9 protein-coding genes are annotated in these 10583 nt (G+C 69.1%); 7 read left to right on the top strand and 2 right to left on the bottom strand.

Annotated elements, in window-relative coordinates; translation table 11 throughout:
- Nucleotides 1-410 precede the first annotated feature (410 nt).
- The 4 genes from ACIQNG_RS37485 to ACIQNG_RS37500 are packed head-to-tail and all read left to right on the top strand — an operon-like array spanning nt 411 to nt 5289.
- Nucleotides 411-2642 carry a polyribonucleotide nucleotidyltransferase gene (locus tag ACIQNG_RS37485; RefSeq protein WP_401432792.1) on the top strand — a complete coding sequence of 744 codons (2232 nt, stop codon included), beginning with the start codon at nt 411-413 and terminating at the stop codon, nt 2640-2642.
- Complete coding sequence (locus ACIQNG_RS37490; protein WP_401491508.1) at nt 2639-4018, top strand: M16 family metallopeptidase; 1380 nt, start codon at nt 2639-2641, stop codon at nt 4016-4018. Before ACIQNG_RS37485 ends, ACIQNG_RS37490 begins: the two co-directional genes overlap by 4 nt.
- Nucleotides 4019-4069: 51 nt before the next feature.
- On the top strand, nt 4070-4822 hold the full coding sequence (gene dapB, locus ACIQNG_RS37495; protein ID WP_401432798.1) for a 4-hydroxy-tetrahydrodipicolinate reductase: 753 nt from the start codon (nt 4070-4072) through the stop codon (nt 4820-4822).
- 14 nt (nt 4823-4836) lie between these two features.
- Nucleotides 4837-5289, top strand: coding sequence for a hypothetical protein (locus tag ACIQNG_RS37500; protein WP_401432801.1), 453 nt, complete (start codon nt 4837-4839; stop codon nt 5287-5289).
- Nucleotides 5290-5373: 84 nt separating this feature from the next.
- On the opposite strand, the gene ACIQNG_RS37505 is transcribed toward ACIQNG_RS37500, so the two are convergent.
- Both ACIQNG_RS37505 and ACIQNG_RS37510 read right to left on the bottom strand, forming a co-directional pair.
- On the bottom strand, nt 5374-5934 hold the full coding sequence (locus tag ACIQNG_RS37505; protein WP_401432804.1) for a hypothetical protein: 561 nt from the start codon (nt 5932-5934) through the stop codon (nt 5374-5376).
- A gap of 102 nt (nt 5935-6036) precedes the next feature.
- Complete coding sequence (locus ACIQNG_RS37510; protein WP_401432807.1) at nt 6037-6276, bottom strand: hypothetical protein; 240 nt, start codon at nt 6274-6276, stop codon at nt 6037-6039.
- Between the two features lie 245 nt (nt 6277-6521).
- Here ACIQNG_RS37510 and thyX point away from each other — a divergent pair, with 245 nt between their 5' ends.
- The 3 genes from thyX (at nt 6522) to ACIQNG_RS37525 (ending at nt 10268) form a co-directional block, all read left to right on the top strand.
- Complete coding sequence (gene thyX / locus ACIQNG_RS37515; protein WP_401432810.1) at nt 6522-7280, top strand: FAD-dependent thymidylate synthase; 759 nt, start codon at nt 6522-6524, stop codon at nt 7278-7280.
- Between the two features lie 219 nt (nt 7281-7499).
- Nucleotides 7500-8399, top strand: a complete 900-nt coding sequence (dapA, locus tag ACIQNG_RS37520) for a 4-hydroxy-tetrahydrodipicolinate synthase (RefSeq protein WP_401432813.1) — start codon at nt 7500-7502, stop codon at nt 8397-8399.
- 183 nt (nt 8400-8582) lie between these two features.
- Nucleotides 8583-10268 carry a ribonuclease J gene (locus tag ACIQNG_RS37525; RefSeq protein ID WP_401432816.1) on the top strand — a complete coding sequence of 562 codons (1686 nt, stop codon included), beginning with the start codon at nt 8583-8585 and terminating at the stop codon, nt 10266-10268.
- Nucleotides 10269-10583: the final 315 nt, after the last annotated feature.

The raw sequence follows: 10583 nt of genomic DNA on the forward strand, positions 1-10583 counted from the left end.
TGTCACTGCCGCTTTGTAGTGTGTTAGCACAACGTGCGTGACACGTAAGTGAGCACAGCGTGATCCGTGCGAACACAGAGTGACATTACGTGCACCATGAAGTACCACCGCACCAAGCACCACTGAGCACCACCAAGCGCCACCAAGCAGCACTGAGCATCACTCAGCACCACCAAACACCACAGAGCACCACCACGAACGACACCCGCGACCCACGAGAGGTCCCGAGTGTGCACGAGGAGGAGCGCGCCTCGCCGCCGCCGGTCCTCGGTAGTGGCCCCCGGGGAAAGCGAGCCCCGGGAGCTTCGATCGAAGACCGGCCCGCACCAGAAGGAGCGCTTCTCCGCCACCGTCCCCCCGCCACACGGGCGAGGCGGGACGAAAGACGACAAGTAACGGAGAAAACGCTAGTGGAGAACGAGACCCACTACGCCGAGGCCGTCATCGACAACGGCGCCTTCGGCACCCGCACCATCCGCTTCGAGACGGGCCGCCTGGCCAAGCAGGCCGCCGGCTCCGCCGTGGCGTACCTGGACGACGACACCATGGTGCTGTCGGCCACCACCGCCTCCAAGAACCCCAAGGACCAGCTCGACTTCTTCCCCCTCACGGTGGACGTCGAGGAGCGGATGTACGCCGCCGGCAAGATCCCCGGCAGCTTCTTCCGCCGTGAGGGCCGCCCCTCCGAGGACGCCATCCTCACCTGCCGCCTCATCGACCGTCCGCTGCGCCCGTCCTTCAGGAAGGGCCTGCGCAACGAGATCCAGGTCGTCGCCACGATCATGGCGCTCAACCCCGATCACCTGTACGACGTCGTGGCGATCAACGCCGCCTCGGCCTCCACGCAGCTGGCCGGTCTGCCCTTCTCCGGCCCGATCGGCGGCGTCCGCGTCGCGCTGATCCGCGGCCAGTGGGTGGCGTTCCCGACCCACAGCGAGCTGGAGGACGCCGCGTTCGACATGGTCGTCGCGGGCCGCGCGCTGGAGGACGGCGACGTCGCGATCATGATGGTCGAGGCCGAGGCCACCGACAAGACCATCAAGCTGGTCGAGGGCGGCGCCGAGGCCCCCACCGAGGAGGTCGTCGCCGCCGGTCTGGACGCCGCGAAGCCCTTCATCAAGGTGCTCTGCAAGGCCCAGGCCGACCTCGCCGCCAAGGCCGCGAAGCCGACCGGCGAGTTCCCGATCTTCCTGGACTACCAGGACGACGTCCTGGAGGCCCTGACGGCCGCCGTCCGCCCCGAGCTGGCCGCGGCGCTCACCATCGGCGGCAAGCAGGAGCGCGAGGCCGAGCTGGACCGCGTCAAGACCCTCGCCGCCGAGAAGCTCCTGCCGGAGTTCGAGGGCCGCGAGAAGGAGATCTCCGCCGCGTACCGCTCGCTGACCAAGACCCTGGTCCGTGAGCGCGTCATCAAGGAGAAGAAGCGCATCGACGGCCGCGGTGTCACCGACATCCGCACCCTGGCCGCCGAGGTCGAGGCCATCCCGCGGGTGCACGGCTCCGCCGTGTTCGAGCGCGGCGAGACCCAGATCCTGGGCGTCACCACCCTCAACATGCTCCGCATGGAGCAGCAGCTGGACACCCTCTCCCCGGTGACCCGCAAGCGCTACATGCACAACTACAACTTCCCGCCGTACTCCACCGGCGAGACCGGCCGCGTCGGCTCCCCCAAGCGCCGCGAGATCGGCCACGGCGCCCTCGCCGAGCGCGCCCTGGTGCCGGTGCTGCCGACGCGCGAGGAGTTCCCCTACGCGATCCGCCAGGTCTCCGAGGCGCTGAGCTCCAACGGCTCGACGTCCATGGGCTCGGTCTGCGCCTCCACCATGTCGCTGCTGAACGCCGGTGTGCCGCTCAAGGCCCCGGTCGCCGGTATCGCCATGGGCCTGATCTCCCAGGAGATCGACGGCGAGACGCACTACGTCACCCTCACCGACATCCTCGGTGCGGAGGACGCCTTCGGCGACATGGACTTCAAGGTCGCCGGCACCAAGGAGTTCGTCACCGCCCTCCAGCTCGACACCAAGCTCGACGGCATCCCGGCCTCCGTGCTCGCCGCCGCCCTCAAGCAGGCGCGCGACGCCCGGCTCCACATCCTCGACGTGATGATGGAAGCCATCGACCGGCCCGACGAGATGTCCCCGAACGCGCCGCGGATCATCACCGTGAAGATCCCGGTCGACAAGATCGGCGAGGTCATCGGCCCCAAGGGCAAGATGATCAACCAGATCCAGGAGGACACCGGCGCCGAGATCACCATCGAGGACGACGGCACGATCTACATCGGTGCCGCCGACGGCCCCTCCGCCGAGGCCGCCCGCTCCACGATCAACGGCATCGCCAACCCGACGATGCCCGAGGTCGGCGAGCGCTACCTCGGTACGGTCGTGAAGACCACCACCTTCGGTGCCTTCGTCTCCCTGCTCCCCGGCAAGGACGGTCTGCTGCACATCTCGCAGATCCGCAAGCTGGCCGGCGGCAAGCGCGTGGAGAACGTCGAGGACGTCCTCGGCGTCGGCCAGAAGGTCCAGGTCGAGATCGCCGAGATCGACTCCCGCGGCAAGCTCTCCCTGATCCCTGTCCTGGAGGGCGAGGACAGCTCCGCCGACCAGTCCGCCGACAAGAAGGACGCTGCCGACCAGTGACGTCCCGTGGCTCCAAGGTGACGGCCCGCTCCTCCTCGGAGGCGCGGGCCGTCGCCCGTACCCAAACCCTCATCAAGGGCACCGCCGGCATCGGCACGGTCCGCAAGACCACTCTTCCGGGTGGTCTTCGCGTGGTCACCGAGACCCTTCCCTCGGTGCGCTCCGCCACCTTCGGCATCTGGGCGCACGTCGGCTCCCGCGACGAGACGCCCTCGCTCAACGGTGCCACCCACTACCTGGAGCACCTGCTCTTCAAGGGCACGGGCCGCCGCTCCGCGCTCGACATCTCCGCCGCCCTCGACGCGGTCGGCGGCGAGATGAACGCGTTCACGGCCAAGGAGTACACCTGCTACTACGCCCGTGTGCTCGACACCGACCTGCCGCTGGCCATCGACGTCGTCTGTGACATGCTCACCGGCTCGCTCATCCTCGAAGAGGACGTCGACGTCGAGCGCGGCGCGATCCTCGAAGAGATCGCGATGACCGAGGACGACCCCGGCGACTGCGTGCACGACCTGTTCGCGCACACCATGTTCGGCGACAACCCCCTCGGCCGCCCGGTCCTCGGCACCGTCGACACGGTCAACGCCCTCACCGCCGACCGCATCCGCCGCTTCTACAAGAAGCACTACGACCCCACCCACCTGGTGGTCGCCTGCGCGGGCAACATCGACCACAACACGGTCGTACGGCAGGTCCGCGCGGCCTTCGAGAAGGCGGGCGCCCTCAAGGACCCGGCCGCCGTGCCGATCGCCCCGCGCGAAGGACGGCGCGCCCTGCGCACCGCCGGCCGGGTCGAACTCCTCGGCCGCAAGACCGAACAGGCCCATGTCGTCCTCGGCATGCCCGGCCTGGCCCGCACCGACGAACGCCGCTGGGCGCTGGGCGTGCTCAACACCGCCCTCGGCGGCGGCATGTCCTCCCGCCTCTTCCAGGAGGTCCGCGAGAAGCGCGGCCTGGCCTACAGCGTGTACTCGTACACCTCGGGCTTCGCCGACTGCGGGCTCTTCGGCGTCTACGCCGGCTGCCGCCCCTCGCAGGTCCACGACGTGCTGAAGATCTGCCGCGACGAACTCGACCAGGTCGCCGAGCACGGACTGTCCGACGAGGAGATCGACCGCGCCATCGGCCAGCTGCGCGGCTCCACCGTCCTCGGCCTGGAGGACACCGGCGCGCTGATGAACCGGATCGGCAAGAGCGAGCTGTGCTGGGGCGAGCAGATGTCCGTGGACGACATGCTGGCCCGGATAGCCTCGGTCACCCCGGACGACGTCCGCGCGGTCGCCCGCGACATCCTGGGACGGCGGCCGTCCCTGTCGGTCATCGGCCCGCTCAAGGACAAACAGGCGGCCCGGCTGCACGAGGCCGTGGCCTGAGTCCGCCCGTTCCTCGCCCCACCCTCCGTATCCGGTAAGGAATCCAAGAAGATGAGCAAGCTGCGCGTGGCGGTCCTCGGCGCGAAGGGCCGGATCGGTGCCGAGGCGGTACGGGCCGTCGAGGCCGCCGAGGACATGGAACTGGTCGCCGCCCTCGGCCGCGGCGACTCGCTGGAGGCGCTCACCGCGTCCGGCGCCCAGGTCGCCGTCGAGCTGACCACACCCGACTCGGTGATGGCCAACCTCGACTTCTGCGTCGGCCACGGCATCCACGCGGTCGTCGGTACGACAGGCTGGACGGACGAGCGCCTCGCCGAACTGACGGGCTGGCTCGACCGCTCCCCGAGGACGGGTGTGCTGATCGCGCCCAACTTCTCCATCGGCGCCGTGCTGACCATGAAGTTCGCGCAGATCGCCGCGCCCTACTTCGAGTCCGTCGAGGTCGTGGAACTGCACCACCCGAACAAGGTGGACGCCCCCAGCGGCACCGCCACCCGCACCGCCCAGCTCATCGCCGAGGCCCGCGCCCGGGCGGGCTCGCCCCCCGCGCCGGACGCCACGGCCACGGCCCTGGACGGCGCGCGCGGCGCGAACGTCGACGGTGTCCCCGTCCACGCCGTCCGGCTGCGCGGCCTCCTGGCCCACCAGGAGGTCCTGCTGGGCGGCGAGGGCGAGACCCTCACCGTCCGCCACGACTCGCTCCACCACAGCAGCTTCATGCCGGGCATCCTGCTCGGCGCCCGCCGCGTGGTCAGCACCCCAGGGCTGACCTTCGGCCTGGAACACTTCCTCGACCTGAGCTGAGCCCGACGACCGTCATGCGCGCCAAGATCTCCTACGCCCTCACCGCCGCCGTCCTCGTCTTCTACTTCGTCCTGGTCGGCAGCCGAGGCATCCTGCTCATCAAGGCCGGCACGCTCCTCACCGTCACCTTCGGGGTGGCGGTGCTGATCCTGCCGGTGATCGGCGTCTGGTTCCTGTGGAAGAACACCCAGTTCGTCCGTAAGGCCAACGCCCTGGCCACCCTGCTCGACACCGAGGGCGGCCTGCCCGAGGACGAGCTGAGGCGGCTGCCCAGCGGCCGGGTCGACCGCGACTCGGCCGACGAGGTCTTCGCCCGCCGCAAGGCCGAGACCGAGGCGTCCCCCGAGGACTGGCGCACCTGGTTCCGCCTGGCCGTCGCCTACCGTGACGCCCGCGACACCCCGAGGGCCCGCAAGGCGATGCAACGCGCGATCACCCTGCACGACACGGCGGGAAGGACGAGCTGAAGGGTTCTTCCCCTCCCGGGGTGGGACCAGGCGCGGCCCCGCACCCGGCAGGGGTCCGGCCCCAGCCCTGACAGGCTCTGCGCCTCAGCGACGGTCCCCGTACTCGTCCGCCCACACCTCCACCGAGTCCGCCGCCCGGTCGAACGCCTCGACACGGGCCAGGAAGTCGGTGTTGTGGGTGGTCATGAGAGGGGCCGGTACGTCGTCGGAACCGCGGCCCCGCCGGTCCAGGACCAGCGCCTGCCCCTGGACCGTCCGCGGCAGCCCCAGCCAGCGCACCGGCTGCTGCACCGTCCGCACCGCTGCCACCTGCCCCCACGGCACCGTACGGGTGATGAAGAACCGCACATGCCGCAGCCCCTTGGCGCTCACCCACACCCCGGCACGCAGCAGCCGCAGCGCCACGGCGATCAGCGCCAGGGCGATGCCGAACACCGCCGCGGCTCCGTTCAGTGTGCCCGTCAGGGCGATGATGACCGCCGCGAACAGCACGTACGACGCCAGGAGCAGCCAGAGCGCGGCCAGGCCGACCCGCCAGGGGCCGGGGCGGTAGGGCCGCCGCCAGCGGTCGCGGTCGTCGAACGGCAGCGGTGTGTCGTCCGTCGTGTCGAAGGCACGGTCGGCCGTCAGGAAGGGCAGGGGCACGGCTGGTCCTCACTCATCCATGCAGGGGCTGTGCCCGGTGAGGCTATCTACCCGGGTCCCGGCCCACCACCCTTGGGGGTCCGGACGGGGGGCGGTGCCGGATCAGCGCCCGTCCGCCGCCTGGGACTGCTGGGTCTGTGTGGCCGAGTGATCCAGCTCCAGCGCCGGCATGCCGAGGATCAGGGACCCGGCGAGGGCGGCGACGATGGTGAGCCCCAGCAGCGAGCGCCCGGCTATCTGCCCGGCGGTCGCCCGCGCACGCGGTGGGGGAGTGACATTGCTGCGGAACTGATCGGCCTCGGCGAGGAAGGCGAAGGGTACGGGCTCGCGCCGGCGGAACATGGGTGGTGCTTCTCCTCTCGGGCCGCTCTTCACGGTTTCGAACGCACCGTGCTCACCTGTACAGACGAACGAACGCCCCAGAAGGTGCCCACAATCACCGAATTGACAGAAGTTCGCAGATATCGGCACGAGTTCACCGGCGTTGCCCGCAGTTGTCGCGGCCCGGCACCGAACGCCCCGTTGTCGGTGCCGGGCCGTAGAGTGGGCGCCGCCCGAGTGAAGTGGACCGAAGGGACCCTCCGACCGTGACCGACACCCCCACCGACACCGCTCCGGACGTGCCGGACCTCAAGCCGAGCTTCCGCGGCGACGTCACTGTCGAGCTGGTCAAGCACACCGCGTCCGACGCCGACGTGCTGTTCGCCGCGCGCGTGTCGACGGCCGGCGAGCAGTCCCTGGACGAGCTGAAGAAGGACCCGGAGCGCTCCAAGGGCCTGATCAACTTCCTGATGCGCGACCGGCACGGCAGCCCGTTCGAGCACAACTCCATGACGTTCCTGATCAGCGCCCCGATCTTCGTCTTCCGCGAGTTCATGCGCCACCGCGTGGGCTGGTCGTACAACGAGGAGAGCGGTCGCTACCGCGAGCTGCAGCCCGTCTTCTACGTCCCCGACGAGTCCCGCAAGCTGGTCCAGCAGGGCCGCCCGGGCAAGTACCGGTTCGTCGAGGGCACGCAGGCCCAGCAGGAACTGGTCGGCCGGGTCATGGAGGACTCCTACCGGCAGGCGTACGAGGCGTACCAGGAGATGCTCGCCGCCGGTGTGGCCCGCGAGGTGGCCCGCGCGGTGCTCCCGGTCGGCCTGTTCTCGTCGATGTACGCCACGTGCAACGCGCGCTCGCTGATGCATTTCCTCGGCCTGCGCACCCAGCACGAACTGGCGAAGGTGCCGTCCTTCCCGCAGCGCGAGATCGAGATGGTCGCCGAGCGGATGGAGGCCGACTGGTCCCGCCTCATGCCGCTCACGCACGCCGCCTTCAACGCCAACGGCCGCGTCGCGCCATAGACACGGCCGGACCGACGCGCGGCCGGTCGGGCACAGATGTACGGATCAGCCAGGCGAAGTGTCCGTATTGCGGCATTTGGTGAAGTTCATCTAGCCTGATCAAACGGACCCGGCACTGCTTGAACCCCCGAGCAGGCAGTGCCGGGCTCCATATTTGTCATGACCTATCCGACACCCCAAGGGCAGACCGCGCCTTGAGCAGCGAGTAGCGTGTAACCCATGGCTCCGACCACGACTCCGCAGACCCCCTTCGGGCGGGTCCTCACCGCCATGGTCACGCCCTTCACGGCGGACGGCGCACTCGACCTCGACGGCGCGCAGCGGCTGGCCACCCACCTGGTGGACGCAGGCAACGACGGCCTGATCATCAACGGCACCACCGGTGAGTCCCCCACCACCAGCGACGCGGAGAAATCGGACCTCGTACGAGCCGTGCTGGAGGCGGTCGGCGACCGCGCCCACATCGTGGCCGGCGTCGGCACCAACGACACCCGCCACAGCATCGAACTGGCCCGCACCGCCGAACGCACCGGCGCACACGGCCTGCTCATCGTCACGCCGTACTACAACAAGCCCCCGCAGGACGGCCTCCTCCGGCACTTCCAGGCCATCGCCGACACCACCGACCTGCCCGTCATGCTCTACGACATCCCGGGCCGCAGCGGCGTCCCGATCAACACCGAGACGCTCGTCCGGCTCGCCGAGCACCCCCGCATCGTCGCCAACAAGGACGCCAAGGGCGACCTCGGCCGCGCGAGCTGGGCCATCGCCCGGTCCGGCCTCGCCTGGTACTCCGGCGACGACATGCTCAACCTTCCCCTGCTCTCCGTCGGCGCCGTCGGCTTCGTCTCCGTCGTCGGCCATGTCGTCACCCCCGAGCTGCGCCAGCTGGTCGAGGCGTACACCAGCGGTGACGTGCAGAAGGCGACCGAGATCCACCAGAAGCTGCTCCCGGTCTACACCGGCATGTTCCGCACCCAGGGCGTCATGACCACCAAGGCCGCCCTCACCCTCCAGGGACTGCCCGCAGGGCCGCTGCGCGCCCCCATGGTCGAATGCACAGCCGAAGAGATCGAGCAGCTCAAGATCGATCTTGCCGCGGGCGGGGTACAGCTCTGACATCGGACTTCGCGAGGCATGCGCCTCGCACCACGCTTCACAACTGAATACGCGGGCCACCGGTGCCCGCATCGCGACAGCGAACACACAAAGAAACATCGACAACGACAACTGCGTCTTGCACGAACGTCATGCGCGCCACGTGCCACACCGGTACGTGGCGCGCGTGGTGAGGAGAGTCTTTTGAGTCATCCGCATCCTGAACTCAGCCCGCCCCCGCCGCTGCCTGAAGGCGGCCTGCGGGTCACCCCGCTCGGCGGTCTCGGCGAGATCGGCCGGAACATGACGGTCTTCGAGTACGGCGGCCGTCTGTTGATCGTCGACTGCGGAGTGCTCTTCCCCGAGGAGGAGCAGCCCGGAATCGATCTGATCCTGCCGGACTTCTCGTCGATCCGCGACCGTCTCGACGACATCGAGGGCATCGTCCTCACCCACGGTCACGAGGACCACATCGGCGGTGTCCCCTACCTCCTGCGTGAGAAGCCGGACATCCCGCTGATCGGCTCCAAGCTCACCCTCGCCCTGATCGAGGCCAAGCTCCAGGAGCACCGCATCCGCCCGTACACCCTGGAGGTGGCGGAGGGGCACCGCGAACGCATCGGCCCCTTCGACTGCGAGTTCGTCGCGGTCAACCACTCCATCCCGGACGCGCTGGCCGTCGCCATCCGCACCCCCGCCGGCATGGTGGTGCACACCGGCGACTTCAAGATGGACCAGCTCCCGCTGGACGGCCGGCTCACCGACCTCCACGCGTTCGCGCGCCTGAGCGAGGAAGGCATCGACCTTCTCCTCTCGGACTCGACCAACGCCGAGGTCCCGGGCTTCGTCCCGCCCGAGCGCGACATCTCCAACGTCCTGCGCCAGGTCTTCGGGACCGCCCGCAAGCGGATCATCGTGGCGAGCTTCGCCAGCCATGTCCACCGCATCCAGCAGATCCTGGACGCGGCCCACGAGTACGGCCGCCGGGTCGCCTTCGTCGGCCGCTCCATGGTCCGCAACATGGGCATCGCCCGGGACCTCGGCTATCTCAAGGTCCCACCGGGTCTGGTCGTGGACGTCAAGACCCTGGACGACCTTCCGGACCACGAGATCGTGCTGGTGTGCACCGGTTCCCAGGGCGAACCGATGGCCGCCCTGTCCCGGATGGCCAACCGCGACCACCAGATCCGTATCGTCGACGGCGACACGGTGATCCTGGCGTCGTCCCTGATCCCCGGCAACGAGAACGCGGTCTACCGGGTGATCAACGGCCTGACCCGCTGGGGCGCCAACGTCGTCCACAAAGGCAACGCCAAGGTGCATGTCTCGGGCCACGCGTCCGCGGGCGAGCTGCTGTACTTCTACAACCTGTGCCGCCCGCGCAACCTGATGCCGGTCCACGGCGAATGGCGTCATCTGCGCGCCAACGCGGAGCTGGGCGCCCTGACCGGAGTCCCGCACGACCGCATCGTCATCGCGGAGGACGGTGTCGCCGTCGACCTCATCGAGGGCAAGGCCAAGATCTCCGGCAAGGTCCAGGCGGGCTACGTCTACGTCGACGGACTCTCCGTCGGTGATGTGGGCGAGCCGACGCTGAAGGACCGCAAGATCCTCGGCGACGAGGGCATCATCTCGGTCTTCGTGGTGATCGACTCCTCGACCGGGAAGATCACCGGCGGCCCGCACATCCAGGCCCGCGGCTCCGGCATCGAGGACTCCACCTTCAGCGATGTCATCCCGAAGATCACCGAAGTGCTGGAACGCTCGGCACAGGACGGTGTGGTCGAACCCCACCAGCTCCAACAGCTCATCCGCCGCACCCTCGGCAAGTGGGTCTCCGACTCGTACCGCCGCAGGCCGATGATCCTGCCGGTGGTCGTGGAGGTCTGACGGACCGCCAGGATCCCGACAGCGCACCGCTGAGAGCGGGGCACCTCGATTTGCATCGGGGCGCCCCGCTCCAGTACGTTTACGGCTCCACCTCAGCGGGAAGCCCGGCCGCCACGTGCGTCCGGATCGACAACCGCGGGGGATGGAAATCCGACTCAGAATCTCTGATAAAGTCGGGCCCGCCGGAAAGGGAAACGCGAAAGCGGAAACCTGGAAAGCATCCGAGGAAATCGGGCCGAGAAAAGGTCTGATAGAGTCGGGGACACCGAAGGGAAGCCCGGAGGAAAGCCCGAGAGGGTGAGTACAAAGGAAGCG

Origin of the sequence: Streptomyces sp. NPDC091377 (assembly GCF_044757045.1) — a bacterium.
Classification (GTDB): domain Bacteria; phylum Actinomycetota; class Actinomycetes; order Streptomycetales; family Streptomycetaceae; genus Streptomyces.